This window comes from Pseudomonas putida, from assembly GCF_001941965.1.
In the GTDB taxonomy this organism is placed as follows: Bacteria; Pseudomonadota; Gammaproteobacteria; order Pseudomonadales; family Pseudomonadaceae; genus Aquipseudomonas; species Aquipseudomonas putida_L.
In genome coordinates this window covers 1-22,915 of the sequence record NZ_MKZO01000025.1, presented here as the reverse complement: position 1 = coordinate 22,915, position 22,915 = coordinate 1, and the positions used below count along the sequence as shown (strand labels likewise).

General features: G+C 63.8%; 21 protein-coding genes and 1 rRNA gene. 6 read left to right on the top strand and 16 right to left on the bottom strand.

Going from position 1 to position 22,915, the window contains the following annotated elements; all coding sequences use genetic code 11:
* The first annotated feature begins 201 nt into the window (after positions 1-201).
* The gene (locus PSEMO_RS14440) at positions 202-507 is read left to right on the top strand and encodes a helix-turn-helix domain-containing protein (protein ID WP_256721140.1); all 306 of its coding nucleotides are present in this window, start codon (positions 202-204) and stop codon (positions 505-507) included.
* Positions 507-1,730 (top strand): type II toxin-antitoxin system HipA family toxin, encoded by a 1,224-nt coding sequence (locus tag PSEMO_RS14435; protein ID WP_075803674.1) that lies wholly within the window; start codon positions 507-509, stop codon positions 1,728-1,730. The genes PSEMO_RS14440 and PSEMO_RS14435 overlap by 1 nt, the downstream gene beginning before the upstream one ends.
* Positions 1,731-1,856: 126 nt before the next feature.
* Here PSEMO_RS14435 and PSEMO_RS14430 read toward each other — a convergent pair whose 3' ends face one another.
* The 12 genes from PSEMO_RS14430 to PSEMO_RS14375 all read right to left on the bottom strand — a co-directional run bounded on the left by PSEMO_RS14430 (position 1,857) and on the right by PSEMO_RS14375 (position 13,909).
* On the bottom strand, positions 1,857-2,723 hold the full coding sequence (locus tag PSEMO_RS14430) for a prohibitin family protein (RefSeq protein ID WP_075803673.1): 867 nt from the start codon (positions 2,721-2,723) through the stop codon (positions 1,857-1,859).
* Positions 2,724-2,849: 126 nt separating this feature from the next.
* Positions 2,850-3,593: a class I SAM-dependent DNA methyltransferase gene (locus tag PSEMO_RS14425; protein WP_075803978.1), complete on the bottom strand. Its 744-nt coding sequence runs from the start codon at positions 3,591-3,593 to the stop codon at positions 2,850-2,852.
* A gap of 117 nt (positions 3,594-3,710) precedes the next feature.
* Complete coding sequence (gene katG, locus PSEMO_RS14420; RefSeq protein WP_075803672.1) at positions 3,711-5,849, bottom strand: catalase/peroxidase HPI; 2,139 nt, start codon at positions 5,847-5,849, stop codon at positions 3,711-3,713.
* Positions 5,850-6,094: 245 nt separating this feature from the next.
* Entirely contained in the window at positions 6,095-6,673 is a 579-nt protein-coding gene (locus tag PSEMO_RS14415; protein ID WP_075803671.1) for a TerD family protein, read from the bottom strand.
* A 21-nt stretch (positions 6,674-6,694) separates the two neighbouring features.
* Positions 6,695-7,693 carry a TerC/Alx family metal homeostasis membrane protein gene (locus tag PSEMO_RS14410; protein ID WP_178392005.1) on the bottom strand — a complete coding sequence of 333 codons (999 nt, stop codon included), beginning with the start codon at positions 7,691-7,693 and terminating at the stop codon, positions 6,695-6,697.
* Between the two features lie 45 nt (positions 7,694-7,738).
* Positions 7,739-8,188, bottom strand: coding sequence for a tellurite resistance TerB family protein (locus PSEMO_RS14405; protein ID WP_075803669.1), 450 nt, complete (start codon positions 8,186-8,188; stop codon positions 7,739-7,741).
* A gap of 50 nt (positions 8,189-8,238) precedes the next feature.
* Entirely contained in the window at positions 8,239-9,411 is a 1,173-nt protein-coding gene (locus PSEMO_RS14400) for a TerD family protein (RefSeq protein WP_075803668.1), read from the bottom strand.
* Positions 9,408-9,998: a TerD family protein gene (locus tag PSEMO_RS14395; RefSeq protein WP_075803667.1), complete on the bottom strand. Its 591-nt coding sequence runs from the start codon at positions 9,996-9,998 to the stop codon at positions 9,408-9,410. Before PSEMO_RS14395 ends, PSEMO_RS14400 begins: the two co-directional genes overlap by 4 nt.
* Positions 9,982-10,947: an HpcH/HpaI aldolase/citrate lyase family protein gene (locus tag PSEMO_RS14390; RefSeq protein WP_075803666.1), complete on the bottom strand. Its 966-nt coding sequence runs from the start codon at positions 10,945-10,947 to the stop codon at positions 9,982-9,984. The genes PSEMO_RS14395 and PSEMO_RS14390 overlap by 17 nt, the downstream gene beginning before the upstream one ends.
* Positions 10,944-12,041: a cysteine protease StiP domain-containing protein gene (locus tag PSEMO_RS14385; RefSeq protein ID WP_075803665.1), complete on the bottom strand. Its 1,098-nt coding sequence runs from the start codon at positions 12,039-12,041 to the stop codon at positions 10,944-10,946. Before PSEMO_RS14385 ends, PSEMO_RS14390 begins: the two co-directional genes overlap by 4 nt.
* Positions 12,034-12,792 (bottom strand): trehalose phosphatase, encoded by a 759-nt coding sequence (locus tag PSEMO_RS14380; RefSeq protein ID WP_075803664.1) that lies wholly within the window; start codon positions 12,790-12,792, stop codon positions 12,034-12,036. Before PSEMO_RS14380 ends, PSEMO_RS14385 begins: the two co-directional genes overlap by 8 nt.
* Complete coding sequence (locus PSEMO_RS14375) at positions 12,782-13,909, bottom strand: phosphoribosyltransferase domain-containing protein (RefSeq protein ID WP_075803663.1); 1,128 nt, start codon at positions 13,907-13,909, stop codon at positions 12,782-12,784. The genes PSEMO_RS14380 and PSEMO_RS14375 overlap by 11 nt, the downstream gene beginning before the upstream one ends.
* A gap of 257 nt (positions 13,910-14,166) precedes the next feature.
* Between PSEMO_RS14375 and PSEMO_RS14370 the strand changes: the two genes are divergently transcribed.
* The 3 genes from PSEMO_RS14370 (at position 14,167) to PSEMO_RS14360 (ending at position 18,090) form a co-directional block, all read left to right on the top strand.
* A complete protein-coding gene (locus PSEMO_RS14370; protein ID WP_075803662.1) occupies positions 14,167-14,682 on the top strand; it encodes a sigma-70 family RNA polymerase sigma factor in 516 nt (171 codons plus the stop codon).
* Entirely contained in the window at positions 14,679-15,623 is a 945-nt protein-coding gene (locus PSEMO_RS14365) for a FecR domain-containing protein (protein ID WP_075803977.1), read from the top strand. The genes PSEMO_RS14370 and PSEMO_RS14365 overlap by 4 nt, the downstream gene beginning before the upstream one ends.
* A gap of 76 nt (positions 15,624-15,699) precedes the next feature.
* A complete protein-coding gene (locus tag PSEMO_RS14360) occupies positions 15,700-18,090 on the top strand; it encodes a TonB-dependent siderophore receptor (protein WP_075803661.1) in 2,391 nt (796 codons plus the stop codon).
* A 126-nt stretch (positions 18,091-18,216) separates the two neighbouring features.
* On the opposite strand, the gene PSEMO_RS14355 is transcribed toward PSEMO_RS14360, so the two are convergent.
* The 3 genes from PSEMO_RS14355 to PSEMO_RS14345 form a co-directional block, all read right to left on the bottom strand.
* Positions 18,217-20,673 carry a TonB-dependent receptor gene (locus tag PSEMO_RS14355; protein ID WP_075803660.1) on the bottom strand — a complete coding sequence of 819 codons (2,457 nt, stop codon included), beginning with the start codon at positions 20,671-20,673 and terminating at the stop codon, positions 18,217-18,219.
* Positions 20,674-20,762: 89 nt separating this feature from the next.
* Positions 20,763-21,716, bottom strand: coding sequence for a FecR domain-containing protein (locus PSEMO_RS14350; RefSeq protein ID WP_075803659.1), 954 nt, complete (start codon positions 21,714-21,716; stop codon positions 20,763-20,765).
* Positions 21,716-22,219 (bottom strand): sigma-70 family RNA polymerase sigma factor, encoded by a 504-nt coding sequence (locus PSEMO_RS14345; protein WP_075803658.1) that lies wholly within the window; start codon positions 22,217-22,219, stop codon positions 21,716-21,718. The genes PSEMO_RS14350 and PSEMO_RS14345 overlap by 1 nt, the downstream gene beginning before the upstream one ends.
* A gap of 195 nt (positions 22,220-22,414) precedes the next feature.
* Between PSEMO_RS14345 and PSEMO_RS14340 the strand changes: the two genes are divergently transcribed.
* A complete protein-coding gene (locus tag PSEMO_RS14340; protein WP_081430261.1) occupies positions 22,415-22,714 on the top strand; it encodes a hypothetical protein in 300 nt (99 codons plus the stop codon).
* A gap of 99 nt (positions 22,715-22,813) precedes the next feature.
* On the opposite strand, the gene rrf is transcribed toward PSEMO_RS14340, so the two are convergent.
* Positions 22,814-22,915, bottom strand: a 5S ribosomal RNA gene (gene rrf, locus PSEMO_RS14335); the annotation flags it as partial.

Sequence of the window (22,915 nt, the reverse complement as noted above, 5' to 3'; positions counted from 1 at the left end):
GCGCGGACCCTGTGGGAGCTGGCTTGCCAGCGATTGCGGTAGTGAGCCCACCATCGTAATCGCTGCGGTTCGGCGGTCCGACAAGCCAGCTCCCACAGGGACCGCGTGCGCCGCATCACCTGTGACAGCCGCCAAAAAACCATTTTGTAAGAGCTGCTATAGTCAGCCTTAAATTGATTAAGCCATGCTAAAAGAGCTCTTATGATGACCATTTTCCCGCTCGCCTGCGCAGACAGGCTAGAGAAAATAGGCCTGTTGGTCAAAACCCGGCGCCTTGAAAGGAAAATCCGGCAAAAGGACCTGGCGGCTCAAACCGGTCTGTCGACAGCAACCTTGGGCAAGATCGAATCCGGCGCCCCGAATGTAGAAATGCGCAGCTACATGACTGCCCTGTGGCACCTTGGTCTGCTGGACGACGCGTTCCAGGATCCCGGCGTTCCCGTCGTGGCGCCGCGAGTGACGGAACACCGGGTTCGGCTGCGCAAATTCTCGGAGGATGACTTCTGATGGCGTCCGTCTATATCTACATGCAAGTACCCAATTCGGATGAGGTCACCACACTGGGTCGGCTGGACGTCAACAATGGCGTAGGCCAGTTCGTCTACAGCCCCGCCTGGGTCGAAGCCGGTGGTTGGGTACCCGATCCGGTCAGGTATCCGCTGCGCTCGGCGCCCTACGTTCGCATCACCAAAAACCGTGGTGTTCCCGGCTTCATTCGTGACTCCGCCCCTGACGGCTGGGGCGAGCGACTGGCTTCCCGGGAATTCGGCGGTGAACTCGATGCCGTGGGCTTCCTGCTGAAATCTCCCAACCATGACCGTACCGGCAACCTGATGGCTGGCACCGGTCGAACACCACCGCAAGGCGTAGGCCAGGCCGGGCTGGGCACTATCACCCAGCTCGATGAGTTCATCCAGTTCGCCGACGGCGTACAGGGAGGATTTCCACCGGATGCAGACCGAGCCACTAAAGCGACCCTGCAACAGCGCTCATCGCTCGGTGGGGCTCGCCCCAAATGCACCTTGATCCACGAGGGACGGCTGATACTCGCCAAACCCAGGGATCGTCATGATCTCTACGATATTCCCGCCCTGGAATACGCCTGCATGTCCTTCGCTGCGGCAAAGGGCCTGACTACCGCTGGAGTACAACTGCACCGTGGCCGGGTGAATACGCTGCTGGTGGAGCGCTTTGACCGGGCGGCCACAGCGGATGGGCCTTTCCATCGCGTCCCGATGCTCAGCGGACTGACCTTGCTCGACAGCGATTGGAACTCACCCGGTGCTTGGGCCCGGGAATGGCATTACGGTTATCTGGCAGACGAAATGGGCAGGCGCGATGTCCCGGCGGAGGATCGGCAGGAACTGTTCAAACGCATCTGCTTCAACATTCTCGTCGGCAATGATGATGATCATCCGAAGAATACCGCGGTGCTGTTGCGCAACGGCGGATGGCGTCTTTCACCCATGTATGACGTGGTGCCGACTACCGAGGGTCAGGCACCCAACAGGCTGGCCATGGCTATAGGTCGGTATGGACATGAACTGTCGAAGCGCAACCTTCTGAGCCAGGTGGAACATTTCGGTTTGAGTGAGGCCGAGGCGGAGGCGATTATCGAGGAAGTTGCGGGTTGGGCGCCCCAGTTGGAACAGCATTTTCGGGAACACCTGCCAGAGCTGGAACTGGGGCTGGCAATAGCGGCGATGGGGGCCGGGAAACTACTGCGATAGCACTCGCCCGGGTCAGTAGAGTGCCTGAAAGTTATCCAGGAATTTGAGGGCCTCATCGCTGGCAAGCCAGCTCCCACAGGGTCCGCGCCGAACACAAACCCTGTGGCTGACTCGGGTGTTACAGCCTCACTTCCTGGCATCAATAAACGGCATGGTCCCACCCGGCAGCACGGTGGTCGGCAGCTTGCCGTCCCAGCGCTCGGCCTTGGTCAGCTCGACCAGGTTCTGGTTGCTGGCCAGCGCTTTCGCCCGCACCTCGATCGCCGCCGCCTCGGCATTACCGCGCAGTTCGATGGCCTGGGCTTCGGCCTTGGCCTTGGCCAATGCGGCATCCGCTTGAGCCTGGGCCTGGGTGACGCTGATCTGCGCCTGGATCTTCTCGGTCTCCAGTTGCTGCTCGCGGGTTTTCACCGCGACCTCGGCCTTCATGCGCTCTTCGATGGACTTTTCATAGGCATCGCTGAAGTCGATGTTCTCCACCTGGACGCTGTCGATCACCACCGGGCCGGTGACACTCGCCTTGATCGCCTGGGACATCGCCGCCACCAGCTCACCACGCTTCTGCACCGCATTGACCGCCGTGTACTGGCCGAACACGTTTTCCACCTGGGTCGGCACCTGCCGGGCAATGGCGCGGGACAGCAGGCCGTCGAGGTCGCTGTAACCCTTGTAGACATCCGCCACCTCGCCCGGGGTGACATGCCAGGAGACCGACACCACCAGTTGCGCAGCCTGCTGGTCACGGCTGTAGGCCTGCAGACCTTCCCACTTGGACGCCTGGTTCTGGATGGAGATCTCCTTCACCGTGTCGATGAACGGGATCTTCCAGTGCAGGCCCGGCTCCGCCACTTCGATGAAGGCGCCGTTGCGCAGGACGACCCCGCGCTCCTTTTCGTCCACGGTGTAGAAACTGCCGAGGATTGCAGTGAGCAAGGCCAGGCCCAGAACGACGGAAGCACTGGTCGCAATCCAGCGGCGGTTGGGGTTTTGCATCTTCAGTTCCTTTTGAAGGTAAATCGAATGACCTGTCTATTCCGCGTTGCGCGGCAAGGTCGAGCATGCCACGACACACTAGGGTGCGGGCCTGCTTTCTTGCAGAATCGTGTCGTGCCGCTGATTTCAGCGCTTTACGCAGGCGAACAAACCATTCCCGGAGACGCCATCCCACGGCGCCAGCTTCTCGTAGTCATGCTCCAGCACATGCACGTCGAAATACGGCGCCAGCAGCTCCCGCAGCTCATCGAATGTCACCGCCACCATCGGGTGCTCGTCATTCCAGACCTGCGTCTCCCCCGCCAACGTGCGCTCGATGTACAGTCGCAACGCTTGGCGCTCACCCTCCCCCGGATAATTCCAGGCCGAGCGGAAAGTGAAGTGCGCATCATCCAGCATCGCGGTGTGAGACACGAACGAACCATTGTCGATCCGCCGCCGGTCCACGCTGTTGAAACAGAACACCCCACCCTCCTCCAACGCCCCATGCACGCTGGCGATACAGGCCTTGAGCCGTTCAACAGAACCGCTGTAGTGCACCGAATAGAGGAAACAGGTAATCAGGTCCACCGGCTCCGCCACGCTGAAACCGCACATGTCACCCAGCGCGAACTGCGCCTCGGGGCAGCGCAACGCCGCCTTGTCGAGCATCGGCTGGTTGATATCCAGACCAGCACTTTGATAACCCGCATCGATGAAGTGGCGGACATGCGGCCCGGTCCCGCAGGCGAGGTCGAGGTGGCGCTGGCCGCCATTGCCGAACAACTGCTGCAGACGATGCACGCAGTGGCTTTGCGCGCGATAGTCGATATCGGCGCACATCAGGTCGTAGTAGCCCGACAGGTCGGTGTAGAGGGCATTGCCGGACATGAGCACCTGGACGTTCAAAGGGGTTCGAGGGGGCGGCATTGTAGCCGGAAGCACGGACGAAAAAAGGCCCGGTGAAGCAGAACTTCACCGGGCCTTGGTTTACCTCAGCACATCACCTCAAGCGAGGTCGAAACGGTCCAGGTTCATGACCTTGGTCCAGGCCGCGACGAAGTCCTTGGCGAACTTCTCCTTGGCGTCGCTGCTGGCATAGACCTCGGCGTAAGCCCGCAGGATCGAGTTGGAACCGAACACCAGGTCGTTGCGGGTCGCGGTGTATTTCACTTCACCGGTTTTGCGGTCACGGCCTTCGAAGACTTCGGTGGTCTCGTCCGCCGCTTTCCAGACAGTGTTCATGTCCAGCAGGTTGACGAAGAAGTCGTTGCTCAGCTCACCGACCCGATCCGTGAACACACCGTGCTGGCTGCCATCGAAGTTGGTGCCCAGTACCCGCAGGCCACCCACCAGCGCAGTCAGTTCCGGCGCGGTCAGGGTCAGCAGTTGCGCACGGTCCACCAGCAGCGATTCGGTGGTCGCGGCGCTGCTGCTTGCACGGTAGTTGCGGAAACCATCGGCCAGCGGTTCGAGGAATTCGAAGGACTCGACGTCGGTCTGGTCCTGACGCGCATCGACACGGCCCGGTGCGAACGGCACCTGGACGCTGACACCCGCTGCCTTCGCCGCCTGCTCGACACCGACCACACCGGCCAGCACGATGACGTCAGCCAGCGAGGCCTTGCCCGATGCCTGCTGTACCGCTTTCAGGCGATCCAGGGTACCGGCGGCGATCTGGTTGACCGCCCAGTCCTTCTGCGGCGCCAGGGCCAGGCGGGCACCGTTGGCGCCACCACGCTTGTCACCGCCGCGGAAAGTCGAGGCCGAAGCCCAGGCCACCGAGACCAGTTCACCCACCGACAGGCCGGCCTGGGCGATCTTCGCCTTGAGGTCGGCGATGTCCGCCGCGCTCGGGTTGTGCACCGCCTTGGGCAGCGGGTCTTGCCAGATCAGTTCTTCACGCGGCACTTCCGGACCGAGGTAGCGAGCCACCGGGCCCATGTCGCGGTGGGTCAGCTTGAACCAGGCACGGGCGAAGGCTTCGCTGAAGGCCTGCGGGTCGTTGAGGAAACGACGGGAAATCTTCTCGAAGCCCGGGTCGAAGCGCATGGTCAGGTCGGTCACCAGCATGGTCGGCCGGCGCTTTTTCGACGGGTCGAACGGGTCAGGCATGATCTCCGGGGCGTCAAGCGCTTCGAACTGGATGGCACCGGCCGGGCTGCGGGTCTGGGTCCATTCGAACTTGAACAGGTTTTCGAAGAAGTTGTTGCTCCACTGGGTCGGGGTCTGCGACCAGATCACTTCCAGGCCGGAAGTGATGGCGTGGGCGCCGACGCCGCTTTCATAGCCACTGGCCCAACCAAGGCCCTGGGACTCAATACCGCCAGCTTCCGGATCGACACCGACATGGCTGGCCGCAGAGGCGCCGTGGGTCTTGCCGAGGGTGTGACCGCCAGCGATCAGGGCGACGATTTCCTCGTCGTCCATGGCCATGTTGCCGAAGGTGGCGCGAATGGCTGCCGCAGCGGAGGCCGGGTCACCACTGGCGTTCGGGCCTTCGGGGTTCACGTAGATCAGGCCCATTTCGGTGGCCGACAGCGGATTCTTGGCCAGGGTTTCCGGGTTGCGGTGGGTCAGCCAGGCTTTCTCGTCGCCCCAGTTGACGTCGTAATCCGGTTCCCAGACGTCTTCACGCCCGGCACCGAAGCCGAAGGTGCGGAAGCCCGAGGCCTCCAGGGAGACGTTGCCGGCGAGGATGATCAGGTCGGCCCAGGAGATCTTCTGGCCGTACTTCTGCTTGATCGGCCACAGCAGGCGACGGGCCTTGTCCAGGCTGACGTTGTCCGGCCAGGAGTTCAGCGGCGCGAAGCGTTGCTGGCCACGACCGGCGCCACCACGGCCGTCCACGGTGCGGTAGGTACCGGCGCTGTGCCAGGCCATGCGGATGAACAGGCCGCCGTAGCTGCCCCAGTCAGCCGGCCACCAGTCCTGGGAATCGGTCAGGAGCTTCTTCAGATCGGCTTTGAGCGCGGAGTAGTCGAGCTTCTTGAACTCTTCGCGGTAGTTGAATTGTTCCCCGAGCGGATTCGAACGATCCGAGTGCTGGTTGAGCAGGTCCACACGCAGTTGATTCGGCCACCAGTCGCGGTTGCTGGTACCACTGCCGGATGTATTGTGGAACGGGCACTTACCTTGGTTCGACATTGCTGCTTTCTCCTTTTTCCTCAGCAGACCGGCCCTGTGCTGCGACCGACGATAGGCAAAGACTAAAACGGCAACCTTTATGGAACAAATTTATGAATATTATGGGATCGATAGCGATTTTCTTCTTTGCACCCGATCCGTAAGTTCCATTGCATCGTGGGAAGTCACGACAGGCGGTAAAGGTTGCGGGAGAAAGTAAAGCAGAGCCCCGGACATTCGGGGCTCGCCAACAGGACGAATACGGCTTAGCCGATACTCACCCCGTACGCTTCGGCCAGCGGCTTGAGACCGCCGGCAAAGCCCTGGCCGATCGCCTTGAACTTGAACTCGTCGTTGTGCCGGTAGAGCTCGCCGAAGATCATCGCGGTCTCGGTGGAGGCGTCTTCGGACAGGTCGTAGCGGGCGATTTCCTTGCCATCCGCCTTGTTCACCACGCGAATGTAGGCGTTGCTCACCTGGCCGAAGGACTGCTTGCGCGCCTCGGCGTCGTGGATGGTGACGGCGAATACCAGTTTCTTCACTTCGGCCGCCAGCCCGGTGAGCTTGACGTTGACCTGCTCGTCGTCACCTTCGCCCTGGCCGGAGCGGTTGTCGCCTTGATGCTCGACGGAGCCGTCGGCGGAGAGCTTGTTGTTGTAGAAGATGAAGCTGGCATCGTTCAGGACCTTGCCGCTTTCACCGGTGATGAACACCGACGCGTCGAGGTCGAACTCGGTACCGTCGGTGACGCGCGGGTCCCAGCCGAGGCCAACGATGATTTCGCTCAGGCCAGGTGCTTCCTTGGAGAGGGAGACGTTGCCGCCTTTGGACAGACTTACAGCCATGTTGTGTTTCCTTTATGAGTGCTACTGGGGATTGGCCGGCGACTCTTCCTTCTGCGGGAAGATCACGCTGGCGAGGATGCCAAGGGTCAGGACGACCATGACCACCAGCAGGCTGGTGTTCGGGTCGATGCTGATACCGTGGTGGAAGAGATGGTCCGTGGCGTTGAGGCCGAGCTTGGCGGCAATGAAGAACAGCAAGGCGACCACGGCTTTTTCCAGGTGGACCAGGTAGCGCTTAAGCGCTTCGAGCACGAAGTACAGGGTGCGCAGGCCGAGAATGGCGAAGAGCATCGCCGAGTAGACGATCAGCGGCTCGCGGCTGACCGCGATCACCGCCGGTACCGAGTCGAAGGCGAACAGCACGTCCGACACCTCGACGACCACCAGACAGAGGAACAGCGGCGTGGCGAACAGACCGCCCCTGGCGGCCAGGGTCATGCCCTGGTGCTCCGGTTTGCGAATCTCTACTTCGAGCGTCTTGCGGCTGACGAAGAAGTTGTTGCCATGGAGCTTCGGCCAGACCGGAAAGAGCTTCCTGGCAAAGCGACAGGCGATGTGGTCGGAGTAGTCCTCCTCCTTGTCGTCGTCACCACCGCCCCTGAGCATCATCACCGCCGTCCAGGCCACGATCAGGGCGAAGAGGATCTCGACCCAGGGACCGAATGCCAGCAGGCCGGTACCGATGACGACGAACACGCCACGGAACACGATGGCGCCGATGATGCCCCAGTACAGGATGCGGTGGCGCAGGCCGTCGGGGACCTTGAACCAGGCGAAGATCGCCATGAAGACGAACAGGTTGTCGACCGAGAGGACCTTCTCCAGGGCATAGCCGGTGACGAACAGGCTGGCCACCTCTGCACCGTGCTGGACGTAGAGGAAGCCGGCAAAGGCCAGGGAGATGGCCACCCAGAACACCGACCAGAGCGAGGCGCGCAGGAGGGTGATGGGTTTGTCGTTCTGGTGGGTGAGCATGTCCAGCAACAGCGCGGCAAGCGCCAGGCCGACGAAGACCGCCATGGTCAGCGGTGGAAAACCGAGAGTCGTTTCCAAGGGGGGCGTTCCTTACAATTGAAAATCGGCCGGGTTCAGGCCCAGCTCCAGGCAGATCACGCGGCCGACCGCCTTCTCTTTCGCATCGAAGTCGCCATCGGACGCACCGACGGCGCAGACCACCCGCACCAGCAGGCGCGCCTCGCCGTCCTTGCCCTTGATCCTGCCGATAGCCTTCAGGGCCTCGGCCTGGCCGATCTGGAAGTCGAATTCGAACTTGCCGCAAGCCGCGCTGAACACCCCGATCACCTCGTCGAGGTCGAACACCTTGAGTTCGGCGGAGCCCTTGATGAAGCCGGTCATCTTCAGCTTCTCTTGCGACTTGATCTCGCCGTCGGCTGCGGACATCAGCGCGCAGCCGTTGGCGACGGCCTCCATGAACGTGCGGTTGCGGTACTTCGCGACTTCGGCCGCCAGGGTTCCACGGGCCTTGGCCGCATTGGTTTTAAGCCATTCGAGCATTCAGGTTTTTCCTCGATGGACGGCACCAGGCAGGTCCCGCCCGGTCACTGTCATTTGGAGCCGGCCGTCCAGCGCATGCCCCAGTCATAAGCACGATCCAGGTCCTTGTGGCCCCGGTGGAAATCGATCCGGCGCGACACCTTCGCCGCGCCATCGATGTTTTCCAGCAGGGCGATCGCGCACATGCCGTGGCGCCCGCCCTCCTCGTTCATGCGCACTTCGATGTCCGGCTGGCCGGGGACGTGGAGCGTCACCACGCCGTCGGTGGCCTTCCAGTCCGGCGCGCCCTCGTAGATGTAGGCGAAGATCAGGATCCGCCGGATCTCGCTCCATTTCTGGCCGTTGATATGCAGCCACTCGCCACCCGCCAGCGAGCCGGTACGGTCATCACCCATCAACTTGATGTAGGGTTCGAAAACCAGGTCGCCGAAGCTGTTACCCAGCGCCTGGACCACACCCTTGTAGCCGTCCCGCAGTTCAAACAGGCAACCCAGGTCGAGGTCGACCGCCGTGCTGCGCTTGCCCAGCAGGCCGCCAAACAGGCCTCCCTTGGCTCTTTCAGCGCCAGGGCTGCGCTTCCAGTCCAGGTTGACGCGGATCTCGCCGAAGCCGGTGGGGGACTTGTCCAGGCTGATGCTGGAGCGGGTCTTGTCGAGGGAGACCTTGCTCAGGCTGACGCTTGCCGTCGGGGCCGGAGTTGGAGTTGGAGTTGGAGCTGGCGCCGGGGTCGCGATATCGACACCAAAGTGCCGTGCCAGCGGCTCAAGGCCACCGACAAAGCCCTGCCCGACACAGCGCAGTTTCCAGTTGCCCTGACGGCGGTACAGCTCACCCAGGATCAATGCACTTTCACTCATCCCCCGGGTCGGGATCTGCGCGTCGATGCCACCGGTCACGCTCAGCGCGAGCGTGGCGAGCTGGTCGAAACAGCCTTTGTTCTCGTGAAAGGTGGCGGTCAGGGCGATCTTTTCTACCTGCGGGTCAAGGCGTTGCAGATCGATATCGAACTGCGCCTTGCCCGCAGCGTTGGCGCCGAGCTGCACGGCACCGCCAAGAATGCTGGGCTGGCCGTAGAAACACATGTCGTCATCACCCCGCACCTTGCCGCTGGCGTCGAGGGCGAAGGCCGAGCAATCGAGGTCGATGCCTGGGCTGAAGTGCACGGCAACCCGCAGTTGCCCGCCCGTCACGGCAACGTTGCCACCTGGGGTGAGCGTGCTCATCCGCGCACCGCCTGGACGGCCAGGCTGACCAGGTCGTCCACGGTCCGGCCAAGGGTGCAGCGGCCAATGGCCGTGAAGATCCAGTCGCTGCCGCTACGGCTCAGGCTGGCCATGACGACACCGGTATGCGCACCTTTTTCCGCCAGGTCGAAGCGCGCCAGCTCTTGCTGCCCACTCTGGTCGACGACGCGGCAACAGGCATTCTCGACCTTGTCGAAGGTCTGCCCGCGAAAGCTGTTCACGGTGAAGACCAGGTGCTGGACCTTGGAGGGCAGACGTTGCAGGTCGACCTGGATCACCTCGTCGTCGCCGTCACCCTCTCCGGTCAGGTTGTCACCGGAGTGACGGACGGCGCCGTCACGGGAGCTCAACTGGCGGAACCACACCAGATCGACCTGCGCCAGCGCGCTGTCCAGCAGAATGCACGACGCGTCGAGGTCGATGGCCGTGCCGCCGCCCAGCATCCGGGAAAAGAGACCTGTCGGCTTGACCGGGTCCCAGCCCAGCCCGAGGCTGACCGCCGTCAGGCCACTGCCGGCAGTTTTTTCCAGGGAAATGCTCTGGTTCTTGCTAAGGGTGAGTGCCATGTTCAGGCTCCATGTCGGTCATTGTTTTTTGTTGCTTGCCGCACAGGCCGCCGGGCTTGAGCCCATGCCACCTGGCGCGTTCGAGAATGTTGAGTGCCCATTGGCAATGGGTGGCCGGCTCGCACATGGCATCGTTGTGGCGGAACACCGCGGGGGCTGCGTCGGTGGTTATCCGGCGCGCGCTGTCGAGGTCTTCGCGGGACACCCGCAGGGCATCCTGGATAACGCCGATCTGGCTGGGATGGATCGCGGTCTTGCCGACCAGGCCATGGGCCAGGTCCAGTGCCAGTTCGTCTTCCAGCAGGCGAGGTGAGCAGAGCTGCTCGAACACCGGCGCGGTAAGGGCGAAGCCCTGGGCCCCCATCACGCCGGCAAGCATCGGTATCACGTAGCCCAGAGGAGTGCTGTAGAGCGTGGTCGCCGGGTTGCGGCGCAGCCCGAGGCATGCCAGCAGGTCGTTGCCACCGATGCGCAAGGCGACGATGCGCTGGGCCAGCGTGCTTTTCAGGGCCAGGCCGAGTTCGACCATCGCCCCCGGTTGGTAGACCTCAGCAGTCTCCAGGGTCGGCATCAGGCACAGCCGCGGATCGCTCACCGCAGCGGCCCAGGCCGGCAGCGACACAAGGGTCAGCTTGGGCACGACGAAACCGTCGACATGCGTCATCAGGGGCCAGTCGTTGAGCTGCGCAGCCATCTGCGCATCGCGCGGACGAACGAACAGCAACGGGCCATGTCCACTGCGGCCACCCCGTGCGTCCAGATCCTCCAGAAGAGTACGCAGGCTGGCCAGGCCATGCTCGACATCACCTGCCGACACGGCGTCCTCAAGGCACACGACCAGCGAGCGCAAGCCAGGAATCCGCAGGCCACGGACCACATCCAGCAGATCGCGGCGGGTGGCCGGCATATACAGGGTCGCACCCAGGGCGAAGGGCGAAATCGTGCTCATCGATTCGCGCTCCGGATCAGGGTCAGTGCGCGGTACGGCCCCAGTTCGGTACCCGTCTCCTCGACTGCCACATCCAGGCTGCGGGCCAGGTGCAGGAGCAACTGAACGTCGGGGTCGCGGCGATCACGCACCAACACCCGCTCGGGGACACGCCGCAAGACGGCCCGGGTCGCCTCGGCGATACCGGGCTTCACCCGGTTCGGGTTGTCGATGCGAAAGCGTTCGGAACAGCTGGATACCACCGTGTCAGCCGCCGCCTGCTGGGCTTCGCGCTGCGCGTGGGTCCAAGGCCGGGCCCGCTGGATGGCACCGAGACTATGGCGCTCCGATTCGATGCGCTCGATGAATGCCCGGGTGACGTCATGTCCACGCAGGTGCTCGTACATCAGGCAGCCATGCAGGCCCCCGGCAGCGGGCCAGATCGAGCGCGACAACAGTCCGGATACCGTGGCCCCGAGCAGGCCGGAAGGAATCACCCAATCCTCGGCCGAAGCCGCCATCCAGGCGCGTCCGCAAGGGTCGGCGAGCACCACCAGGCGCGGCCTGCCGGGGAAGCGCGGATCGCCCGCGAGGCTGCGCTCCAGCTCACCGGCAATCGCGCCCTTGCCGGTCCAGCCGTCGACGAAGACGATATTTTCAGCACCATGCGCCAGGACGATGGCCTCTAGCGCTACCTGGTCGATACCCCGGTCACGGACGATGCTGATGCCGTAGTGATGCACCTCGCGTCCCAGGTCCAGCAATGCCCGGCGCAGCAACACACCCAGGGGCAGGCCGGCGCGGACCAGGGACACCAGGACGATGGCCGGACCAACGCAATCCGGGGCCAGGGCCAACGCCAGCCCCTGGACCTCGGCGGCCATGCGTGCACCATTGCGCGCCAGCGCGCTCACGTACAGCTGCTGGTGCAGCTCACCGGGCGCCAGCTCCTGGCCGATCATTTCCGAATAGTGCTTGCGGTTGGTCTGGATCAGGCGTTCCTTTTCCCGGACGTCGGTCACCGGCAGGCATACCGGTCGCAGCAGGACATGCACGTCATCGCGGGCATAGCTGCCGCTACCGACGGTTTCGAGGGAAGCGATGGCTTCAGTCACCGAGCAGATCCTCCACTGCCTGGGCCAACTGGCTGCGTGCTGGTGTCGCCCAGAAATGACAGAGGTCCATGAAGCCGAGGTCGGTGATGCTGTCACCGATGCCCATGACGGGACGATCACCGTGGCAGGCGCACGCGCGGCGTAACCACTCGGCAACCGCCAGGCGCTTGCCCAGGCCCTTGGGCAGGAATGCCAGGTTGTTGCCGTTGGCATGGACCAGCAGGCCGTCCAGCAGACCTCGTGCCCGGGCACGGGCCAGCACCTCGGCGAGCACGGTATCGTCGCTGCCGTTGTGCTTGGTCACCAGGTAGTGACGCAGGCCGGCCTCCCCCACCACCCAACTGCGCAGCGAGTGGCCCAGTTCCTCGCCGATGTCCAGCAAGGCCTGGCTCAGCACCGACAAGCGCGCCTGTACATCGCCCAGGGCATCGCACATCTGGGCATGCCAATCGCGGTCCAGCGAACCATCGGAATGCAGCAGGCTGCCGCCGTGGGAGCAGATCGCGCCGTGACGAAACGGCAGCCTGACCCGGCTGAAGGCTTCGCTGCTGCGGGCAGTGACCGGCACGACATCGGCGCAGGACAGCAACCAGCGAACCCACTGGTCCTGTACCGGATTCATGAAACCGTTGGGCTGCCCCTGCACATCCAGGCTGGCGACAATCCGTGGCTCGCCTTCGGGCATCTTGCGGGCGGTCTGGAACAGGGTGTCGTCGAGGTCGACGAATATCAGCGGGCGCTCAGTGACCATCGACGATCACCTCGGCGCCCAGCAACCCGACCAGCTCGACGGATACCGCCGCAGCAGGCGTTTCGCTGCACAGCAGGACCCGGTCGAACTGACCGGGGCGCACGTTGTAGAGGAAGTTGGGAATCCCCTGGCCATAGTTGTCCGGGAACGACAGCGCATGCCCGATGGCATGCCCCAGGGCGATCGGCGAACGACTGGTCGCGCTGAAATGCACCTCGGCTCCCGCCCGCTCCAGGCGCTCGGCCAGCAGGAAGGGGCGCCAGACGAACTCGCCGGTACCGAGCACCAGGACTTTCTCGCCAGCCTGGACCTGCAGGCCCGGCGCCAGGCTGTCGTCGACATGGCGCACGCCCAGGCGCCCCCAGTCGTTGCGCGGGTCGATGGGCCACTCACCCACGGACACCGCAGCGACCTCGGGCATGTCCGGCAAGGCAGCCGCCGGATCTTCATGGAAACGGTATGCGCCCTTTACCAGCGAGACGCTGCTCACCCCTCCGCCGATCGCATCGCCAACCGCCCCTGCGGACCAGTCCGTCAGTACGCAGGTGACCACCCGCTTGATCCGTGACAGGCCGGCGCCGACCAGGGCCCGGTGCAGGTTGACGAAGGTCTTGCCGGTGGAGATTTCGTCATCCACCAGGATCAGCGAACGGGCGGACAGTACCGCTTCGCGAAGCCCCGGGTCATCGGGCAGGTGGATAAGGTGGGCGCTGGCGTGGCTGTGCTCCTCCTCGAAACGACAGAGCAGTTCGCCACCCAACGGGTACCGGGTAGTGACAAGATAGACGCTGTCGCCACGGCGCTTGCTGTAGGCACGGTGCACGCCGGCACCGAGCCCGACGGCAGTTTCCGCCAGGCCCAGGACCAGCACCGGACCGGGCAGGTCGGTGGGAATCCCCGCCGCCAGGCGTTCGAAACTGGCCGCCATGACTGCGGGCCGTACCGGAACATGCCGACCCAGCACCCGGGAAACGAAGAGGAACGCGCGCCGGGGATTGTGCCGCTCGGCGATGCCGAACAGGGCTTGCGCCGAGTCCGCGTCGCCATCGACGAAGACCTCCAGCAACCCGCGCTTGAGCCGGGTGCCAAGGGTGGGAGCGACTGCGTTGGTGTCCATACGGCTTCCTGTTGGAGATGACGCACTGGCGGCGTTCATTCGGGCGAACAGGGTAAGCCGTATGCCCTTGGACGGGCCGTAGGACGATTCCGCAAGACAGTGGCGAAAAGGGGATTTTCGTGGGGACCGCCTCCCCGGTAACGGTCCCGGGGATAAACATCGTCCGCCAGGGCAAGGCCGCAACAGGTCATTGCCAGCGTTCCCGGCAAGACCATAGAATGCAACCCATTCTCAAATAGCAGTTCCAGCCCTGCCCTATGCCACCACCACCGCATCACGCTCCCGTGCAACAGCTCTACCGCAGCCATCACGCCTGGCTGCTCGGTTGGCTGCAGCGCCGCGTGCAAAACCATTGCGATGCGGCGGACCTGAGCCAGGACACCTTCGTGCGCCTGCTCTGCGCACCACAGCCCGAGCCGCGCTTGCGTGAACCCCGGGCCTACCTGGCGACCATCGCCAGGCGCCTGCTGGCCAACCTCTACCGCCGGCGCTCGCTGGAGCGGGCGTATCTGGAGGCACTGGCAACGCTGCCGGAGGAAGAGGCCCCGAGTGCCGAGCACCATGCGGCGATCCTCGAAGCGCTGAATGCAGTGGAGCAGGTGCTGGCACGTCTTTCGCGCAAGGCCCGCCAGGCCTTCCTGCTGTCGCAGATCGAGGGCCATACCCAAGAGGAAATCGCCGTGCTGATGGCGGTCAATGTGCGCTCGGTGCAGCGCTGGCTGGTGCAGGCCTACGCGGAGTGCATCGTGCTGGCATCGGGTGGATGGGCATGAGCGCTGCGCCCATTTCCCGGGAAATTGCCCACGAGGCCGCGCACTGGTTCATGCGTCTGCAAGCAGCCGATGCCGACCCGCAGGCACACGCGGACTGCGCCCGCTGGCGAGCCGCAAATAGCGAGCACGAACGCGCCTGGCAACTGGCGAGCCGCTTCAGCAGCCAGGTGCGCTGCATACCGACCGCCATCGGCCGTTCCACCCTGCAACGCCCCGCCAGCCTGGACCGGCGGACCGCGCTCAAGGCCCTGACCTCGTTGGTGGTGCTGGGCGCGCTGGGCCTGACGCTTTCGCGCAGCGGCACCTTCGACACCTTGATGGCCGACGCCAGCACCGGGGTCGGCGAACGCCGGCGCATCAGCCTGCCCGATGGCACTGAACTGCACCTGAATACCGACAGCGCCGTCGATATCCATTTCAACGCGGACATACGCAGCGTGCGACTACGCCGTGGCGAAGTCTTCGTGAAGACCGCCGGCGATCCCCGGCCTTTCCTGCTGACCTCCGACCATGGTTCGTTCCGTCCGCTGGGCACGCAGTTCTCGGTGCACCAGCAGGCCGGGAACGAGCTGTTGAAGGTGATCGAAGGCGCGGTAATGGCCACTCCGCGAGAGGCCAGCCACGGCGGGCTGCGCATTGCCGCCGGCGAACAGGCGACACTGACCGCACGGCAAGTGACGAAGCTGACCACGCCGGTGAAATCGATGGACTGGACCGATGGCGTCCTGCGCGTGGAAAGGATGCGTCTGTCAGATTTCGCCGAGGAACTGAACCGCTACCGCCATGGCTGGATCCGCTGTGCACCGGAGCTGGCGGAGCTGCGGATTTCCGGGGCCTTCCAGCTGGCTGATACGGATGCCGCCCTCGCCGCCCTCGCCCTGGCCTTCCCCGTGCGGGTGCAGTACATGACACGCTATTGGGTCACCCTGGTAGCCGCCTGAAAAAACCGTGTCGGGTTTTTCCGGAGCGGGGTGTCCTCTTCCTGAAACCGTCATTTTTCGCGATCAGGAATCCCCCATGCGCAAGCCCGTTCCGACTTCTTCCCTGTTCCGCCTGGCCCTGCTCGCCCGGGCCATCGCCACACCGCTGCTGACGGGTGGCAGCCTGCTGGCCGCGCCCCTGGCCCTGGCCGAAGGCACCCAGCGCTATGCCATCGCTGCCGGCCCGTTAAGCGAAACCCTGGCTGCCTTCGCCGCCCGCGCCGGAGTCAACCTACCCCTCGATCCGGCCATGCTCGGCGACCTGCGCAGCCCTGGCCTGCAAGGCGACTGGAGCATCGCCCAGGGCTTCGAGCAATTATTGCGGGGCACGTCGCTGGAGGCCGTACCACAGACGGGCAATACCTGGATCCTGCGCTCGCGCGCCACATCTTCGGCGCTGCAACTGGACGCGACGACCATCTCCGGCCTGCACGGTGTGCAGCACTCGGCCATCGGCCCGTTGACCGGCTACACGGCCTCGCACAGCACGGTCGGGACCAAGACCGACGCCGCCCTTCGCGATATCCCGCAGTCGATCCAGGTGGTGCCGCGCCAGGTCCTGGAGGACCAGCAGGCCAACAGCATGGCCGACGCCCTGAGCAACGTCAGCAGCATCCAGCGCGGCAATACCCATGGCGGCAGCGTCGAAAGCTTTATCGTGCGCGGCTTCCAGGGCACCACCTATGCCATCGACGGGATCCTCACCAACTCCCTGGCGGTGCGCCCGGAGATCCTCACCGACCTGGTCGGCGTCGAGCGCATCGAAGTGCTCAAGGGCCCGGCCTCGGTACTGTACGGGCGGGGTAATCCGGGTGGGCTGATCAATATCGTGACCCGCCGGCCGACGCTGACGCCCGAGGCGCAGGTCAAGCTGCAAGCCGGCTCCTTCGACTATCAGCGCGGCCAGGCCTGGCTCAGCGGCCCGCTGTCCGCAGAGCACGGTCTGGCAGGAAGCCTGGCCATGGCCTACCAGACCGAGGGCAGTTTCCGCGATCATTTCCGTGACAGTCATCGCCGTCACTTCGCCCCTTCCCTGTCCTGGAACCCGGACGACAGCACGCGCCTGGACATGGGCCTGGAATACACCGAGACCGACGCGCCCTACGACCGCGGACTACAAGTGATCGGCGATCGGGTCGATTCACGGCACAAGGTTTTTCTCGAGGAGCCGTGGTCCCACAGCGACAGCGACAAGCGCGCCGCCTGGTTTCGCCTGGAGCACGACCTCAACGACTGGCTGACCCTGCGCCAGATTACCCGCTGGGACGAGTCGAACAAGACCATGCTGAATATCTCCCAGCGCACCTTGCAGGCCGACGGCCGCACCCTGGTGCGGCGCGCTACCGACTTCGACGAAACCGCGCGCTCCCTCAGTGCCCAGTTCGAAGCCGTCGCCCGCTTCGACACGGCCGGGTTGCACCATCAACTGCTGGGTGGCGTGGAAACGGTCAAGGGGCGCCGCGCCGTGACCATGCTGCGGGCCTCCGTGGCCTCCATCGATATCTGGAACCCGGTGTACGGCGCGCAGCCGGGGCCGTTCACCTTCGGCGAGGACTCGCGCTTCGATCAGGAAAGCTACGGCGTGTATCTGCAGGATCAGATCGACCTGACGGAACAGTGGAAGCTGTTGCTCGGCGTGCGCTGGGACCAGGTCACCCAGCGCAACCGCAACTACACCGCCAGTGGCAGCTACAGCGATATCCATATCGATCCGTCGGACACTTCGCCCCGGGCGGGAATTGTCTGGCAGCCCAGTGAGAGATTGGCCCTGTATGCCAGCTACAGCACCTCCTTCGCCCCACAGAATCGCCTGACCCGGGATGGCAGCGTGATCGATCCGGAGACGGGCGAGCAGTACGAGATTGGCGCCAAGTACGAGCTGATTCCTGAGCGGCTGGCGGCCACCCTGTCGGCCTTCGAGATTCGTCGTGAGAACCTGTCCACTACCGATCCGCTGGACAGCAGTTACTCGATCCAGACGGGTGAACAGCGGGTGCGCGGGGTGGAGCTGGATGTCAGCGGCGAACTACAGGATGGCTGGAACGTTATCGGAAACATCGCATTGCTGGATGCGAAGCTGGTGAAGGACACCCGGCTGGAGGAAGGCAATCGACTGGAGGGGGTGCCGGTGGTGAGCGGGTCGTTGTGGTCGACCTATCAATTGCAGGAAGGGCCTTGGCGCGGGTTGGGCGCCGGTGCCGGGGTGTTCTTTGCCGGCAAGCGCTATGGCGACCTGGCCAACAGCTACAGCACGGGTGGGTATGCGCGGGTGGACATGAGCCTGTTCTATGACATCAACGAGCACCTGCGGGTGTCGTTGAATGCGCGCAATGTGCTGGATCGGGATTACATCGAGACGATTGCCAGTTCGGGGAATTATGCGGGAGAGCCGGCTTCGGTGGTGGCTTCGATCAGCGCTGGATTCTGAGATATTCTGGTTGACACAAAACCCTGTGGGAGCTGGCTTGCCAGCGATGAGGCCAACACTGACAACATCTGTGTCAGATAGGGCCCTATCGCTGGCAAGCCAGCTCCCACAGGGTCAGCGGATCGTTCAGAAATCCACGGTTGCCGATAGCTTCACGGTCCGCGGCTCACCTTGGGTCAGGTAGTTGTTCGCCGTCGACGCCGACGCCCAGTACGCCTTGTTCGCCACGTTCTCCACATTGGCGCGCAGGGTGATGTACTTGTCGTCCGCCTTGAAGCCATAGCGGGCGCCGAGATCGACCCGGGTCCAGGCCGGAATGCTCAAGGTATTCGCCGCATTCACGTATTCACCGCCCGTGCGCAGCAAGCGTCCGCTGAGCGCGGCGTCTTGGATACCCGGCACATCCCATTCGCCACCGAGGTTGAACTGGAAGCGCGGGACGCCGGCGGCGCGGTTGCCATCGGTGGCGCCATTGGCCGTGTTCTTCTGCTCGGTGTCCATCCAGGTTGCACCAGCCAGCACCCGCAGGCCCTCCAGCGGCTCGCCGAAGACATTCAGCTCGACGCCCTTGTTGATCTGCTCACCATCGACATTGAAGGTCCCCAGAGCCACACCCGGGGTGTAGCTGGTGGAGTTGTTGGGCTGCTCGATACGGTACACGCCGAGGGTTGCGCCGTAGCTGTCCCAGTCCAGCTTGACCCCGGCCTCGGTCTGCTTGCTGCGCTTGGGCGGGAAGACCTCGCCAGGGTTGGTGACGTTGGTCAGCGGCGCGGTCGGGCCCTGGGCCAGGCCTTCGATGCGGTTGGCATAGAACGACACATGCTCCCACGGCTTGAGCACCAGGCCGTAGACCGGAGTGGTGATGGATTCGGAATAGTTGCTGTTGCGCGCCCCGGTGGCGGTGTTCCAGGCATCGACCTCGAGGGTCTGGCGACGCACGCCGAGGGTCAGCAGTACGCGGTCGTCGATAAAGCCGAAGGTGTCGGACAGGGCGACACTCTTGATGCGGTTCTTGCCGACGATACGCGGGTCGTGGATATCACTGCCGAAATAGGTATTGGTCGGACGCGGCACCGGGATCGGGTCGTACAGGTTGCCCACCGGGCGATTGGCCACCAGGATCGCCTCGTACGCCGAACGCTGCTCGCCCCACATGCCGGACAGGCCCAGGTTCATCTGGTGGCTGACCGAGCCGGTGTTGAAACGACCATTGAGGCCGGCGACCGCGCTCTTGTTGTCTTCGTCATGGGGCGGATAGAGAAAGCCCGTACGACCGCTGCCGTCGTTGCCCACGTACAGCGAGGAATAGATACCGTTCTCCCGGGTGTGCTTGGCGCCAATGCCGGCGTAGGCCGTCCAGTTGTCGTTGAGGTCGTACTCGCCGTTGAGCATGCCGTAGGTGTCTTCCAGCTCCGACCAGCTCCAGTCCTGGGCGTAGTTGTTCTTCGCCGAGGGCGCATGGGGAACCTTGGTGCCATTGGGGTAGACCACCGCACGGCCGTTGTCGATGCGCTGCTTCTGGTAGCCGAAGTCGGTGGACAGGCGCAGGCGCTCGCCGCGGTAGTCGAGGCCGACGGCAATCAGCGAGGTCCGTTTTTTCTCGTCATCGATGGCGGTTTCTCCTCCGCGCTGGGCCAGGTTGATCCGCGCACCGAAACGGTTGTCCTCACCGAAGCGCTGGCCGAGATCAAGGTGTCCGCCAGCCTGGGTGTCGCTGGTGTAGTCCAGGGTCACGCTGCGGGTCGGGGTGTCCTCGGCGCGCTTGGGCACCAGGTTGACGCTGCCGCCAATACCGCTGCCCTGTGGGGCTACGCCGTTGATAAAGGCATTGGGGCCCTTGAACAGCTCGACCCGCTCGACCGCCTCGGTATTGATGATCTGCCGGGGCAGAACGCCGTAAAGCCCATTGAAGGAAATGTCGTCGCTCTGCAGCGGCAGGCCGCGGATGGTGAAGACCTGGGAGAAGTTGCCGAAGCCGGCCGACTGGCGCACGGCGGCATCATTGAGCAGGACGTCGCCAACGGTGCGGGCCTGCTGATCGGCGATGGCCTTCGAGGTGTAGCTGACGACGCTGAAGGGCACGTCGTTGATCGAGCGGTTGCCCAGTACACCGAGATGCGCGGTACGGGCCACTTGACCACCGGCATAGGTATCGTCGGCGAAGCCGGTGGAAGCATTGACGTTGGTGGCGTCCAGTTGCAGTACACCGTCGCTGGCGGCCGGAGCCAGGGTATAGCCGTTACTGCCGAGGCTTTGCAGAACGTAGCCGCTGCCCTGCAGCAGTTGTGCGAATCCGCCTTCCACGCTGTAGCTGCCTTGCAGGCCGGCGCTGTGCCGGTCGTTAAGCAGCTTGGCATCGAAGGACAGGGGCACGCCGGACATCACGGCGAACTGGGCCAGGACATCACCCAACGCACCCGGGGCGATGCTGTAGCTGCAAGTGACGCTGTTCTGCTGCGCTTCAGCGGCGGTAACGCTGTAGGCAGGGATCAGGGCCGCCAGGGCGACAGCCAGGCTCAGCGCCTTCATGGCAACACGTGGAGGGCTGATTCGGGAAACGGACTGCAACGGCCTGGACGTCATGCAAAGCTCCTGTCGGCAAAAGGAAAAGTGAGGATTCACTTCCTCACCGAAGGAGCTGGAAAAAGGTATCAGGCCAATCGCGATTTATTTCAGCGCGGCTCGATCGCCACCCAGTAACGGGTCAGGCTGCTGATGCGGATCGGCAGGGTGTCCTGGAGCAGGCGCAGGCTGGCGTCGGTGTCTTTCAGGGGGAAGGCACCGGAGACGGTCATCCCGGCGACCTCGTCGTGGCAACGCAGCACGCCGGAGCGGTAGCGGCCAAGCTCGGAGAGCAGATCGTCCAGGCGCATGTTGCGCGCGAGCAGCATGCCGTGTTCCCAACTGAGGGTGGCGGCGTCCAGGGGCTGCGCCGCGGCAAGCGCTTCGCTGCTGAAGGTGCTTTGTTCCCCCGCGTTGACGATCAGCGACTTGTCAGCGTGGGCCGGGCGCATTTCCACGGCACCTTCGGTGACGACCACCTGACTGTGCTGTCCATCGACCCGGACACTGAAGCGGGTGCCCAGCGCACGTGCAGTGCCGTGGCAGGTTTCGACGATAAAGGAGCGAACCGGGTCCTTGGCCGTAGTGATCAGGATTTCGCCCTCCAGCAGCTTGATCCGCCGCTGCCGGGCATCGAAGACGATGTTCACGGCACTGCCGGTGTTGATCAGCAGCTGCGTGCCATCCGGCAGGACGAGGTTTTTCTGCTCACCAGTGGCGGTGCGCTGGTCGGCACTCCACTGCTGCCAGGGAAGTTCGCGATAGGCCATCCACAATGCAGGTCCTGCCAGCAGGAACAGGCCAAGGCGGTGCAGGGCCTGGCGGCGACCCATACGCTTGCTGGTGTTCAGGCGCTGGAAGGTCTCGCTGGCAAGACTGCCGGGGACCGCGCGCAGATCACCGAGCAGGGCTTCGGCACGTTGCCAGGCAAGGGCATGTTGCGGGCTGCGGTTGCGCCACAACTGGATGGCACGGTGGTCCGCCTCGGTCGCGGCGCCGGATTGCAATTGCACCAGCCAGTCGGCCGCTTCGCCGAGGATCAGCGGGTCGATGTTGGGACTCATCAGGCGACGCTCAGGCAGGCGATGAAGGCGTCGCGCATATCGCGTTTGACCGTGATCAGCGATACGCCGAGCTGGTCGGCAATCTGCTGATAGGTCAGGCCGTCGATCTGCGAGAGAAGGAAAGTCTGGCGCGTGCGCCCGGGCATTTCGCGCAGCATGGCGTCGATGCGCTGCAGCGCTTCGAGGATCAGCCAGCGGGTTTCCGGCGACGGCACTTCCGCCTCGGGCAAGTGGGCAATGCTTTCCAGGTAGGCGCGTTCGACATCCTGGCGTCGCCAGCGGTCGACCACCAGGCCTTTGGCGATATGGGTCAGCAAGGCCCGGGGCTCGCTGCCGAAGCTGCGCGTCGGTCTGACCAGGAGGCGAATGAACGTATCGTGGGCCAGGTCAGCAGCATCGCAGGTGTTGCCCAGCTTGCGCTGCAGCCAGCCATGCAGCCAACCGTGATGCTCGCAATACAGGGATTCGATATGCGGATGGGAGGCGCGATCAGTCAACGACATAGAGACCACTGGGCGCCGGCTGAAGGGACGGCATTAATGTAAGTAAGAATTGCTATCAATTCTATCTGTGCCGAGGCCGCGCTGGCAATTGCAACAAGATGAGTACAGACCGACGGGACGCGGCATCTCGTCGCCCGGCTGTGAGAAAATGCCCGGCTTTTTTGTTCCGCAGCATGGAGATGTACTGTTTTGGTAATGCATTACTCAACGAATGGCGACAGCGTCGCCTGTGGTCGCGTCGGTAACAGCCTGAGCGTCAGCGCGGTAGAAGCCGAAGTGGATTGCAAATCGTGCCAGCGCTCGCTGGCCAAGGTGGAGGCCGCGCCGGTGAGGAAAGCACCGTCCCTGGCTGAACTGCGCAAGCAGCGCCAGGTGAGTCAGGTACAAGCGAAAGCCGCCGCCTTCTGCTTCAGGGCCAACTGGCGCACCCGCCTGGCCGCCCTTCCCGATCGTTGCCGTCTGCCACGAGGCGTTGCGCCCCAGGCATTCGTATAAATCTCACGGGGCCCTCAAGGCCCCGTGTTTTTTTGCCTTTTCGGGCCGGAAAAGACAAAACCCCTACCTGCATTCGCAGATAGGGGTTTCGGAATTGAATCTTGACGATGACCTACTCTCACATGGAGAAGCTCCACACTACCATCGGCGATGCATCGTTTCACTGCTGAGTTCGGGATGGGATCAGGTGGTTCCAATGCT

Coding starts and splice junctions, on each gene's coding strand:
- PSEMO_RS14375 (WP_075803663.1), bottom strand. CDS start 13,909: ATGGACACCAACGCAGTCGCTCCCACCCTTGGCACCCGGCTCAAGCGC.
- PSEMO_RS14360 (WP_075803661.1), top strand. CDS start 15,700: ATGCGCAAGCCCGTTCCGACTTCTTCCCTGTTCCGCCTGGCCCTGCTC.
- PSEMO_RS14405 (WP_075803669.1), bottom strand. CDS start 8,188: ATGCTCGAATGGCTTAAAACCAATGCGGCCAAGGCCCGTGGAACCCTG.
- PSEMO_RS14400 (WP_075803668.1), bottom strand. CDS start 9,411: ATGAGCACGCTCACCCCAGGTGGCAACGTTGCCGTGACGGGCGGGCAA.
- PSEMO_RS14435 (WP_075803674.1), top strand. CDS start 507: ATGGCGTCCGTCTATATCTACATGCAAGTACCCAATTCGGATGAGGTC.
- PSEMO_RS14365 (WP_075803977.1), top strand. CDS start 14,679: ATGAGCGCTGCGCCCATTTCCCGGGAAATTGCCCACGAGGCCGCGCAC.
- PSEMO_RS14390 (WP_075803666.1), bottom strand. CDS start 10,947: ATGAGCACGATTTCGCCCTTCGCCCTGGGTGCGACCCTGTATATGCCG.
- katG (WP_075803672.1), bottom strand. CDS start 5,849: ATGTCGAACCAAGGTAAGTGCCCGTTCCACAATACATCCGGCAGTGGT.
- PSEMO_RS14410 (WP_178392005.1), bottom strand. CDS start 7,693: ATGGCGGTCTTCGTCGGCCTGGCGCTTGCCGCGCTGTTGCTGGACATG.
- PSEMO_RS14350 (WP_075803659.1), bottom strand. CDS start 21,716: ATGAGTCCCAACATCGACCCGCTGATCCTCGGCGAAGCGGCCGACTGG.
- PSEMO_RS14380 (WP_075803664.1), bottom strand. CDS start 12,792: ATGGTCACTGAGCGCCCGCTGATATTCGTCGACCTCGACGACACCCTG.
- PSEMO_RS14345 (WP_075803658.1), bottom strand. CDS start 22,219: ATGTCGTTGACTGATCGCGCCTCCCATCCGCATATCGAATCCCTGTAT.
- PSEMO_RS14415 (WP_075803671.1), bottom strand. CDS start 6,673: ATGGCTGTAAGTCTGTCCAAAGGCGGCAACGTCTCCCTCTCCAAGGAA.
- PSEMO_RS14370 (WP_075803662.1), top strand. CDS start 14,167: ATGCCACCACCACCGCATCACGCTCCCGTGCAACAGCTCTACCGCAGC.
- PSEMO_RS14355 (WP_075803660.1), bottom strand. CDS start 20,673: ATGACGTCCAGGCCGTTGCAGTCCGTTTCCCGAATCAGCCCTCCACGT.
- PSEMO_RS14395 (WP_075803667.1), bottom strand. CDS start 9,998: ATGGCACTCACCCTTAGCAAGAACCAGAGCATTTCCCTGGAAAAAACT.
- PSEMO_RS14425 (WP_075803978.1), bottom strand. CDS start 3,593: ATGTCCGGCAATGCCCTCTACACCGACCTGTCGGGCTACTACGACCTG.
- PSEMO_RS14440 (WP_256721140.1), top strand. CDS start 202: ATGATGACCATTTTCCCGCTCGCCTGCGCAGACAGGCTAGAGAAAATA.
- PSEMO_RS14340 (WP_081430261.1), top strand. CDS start 22,415: ATGCATTACTCAACGAATGGCGACAGCGTCGCCTGTGGTCGCGTCGGT.
- PSEMO_RS14430 (WP_075803673.1), bottom strand. CDS start 2,723: ATGCAAAACCCCAACCGCCGCTGGATTGCGACCAGTGCTTCCGTCGTT.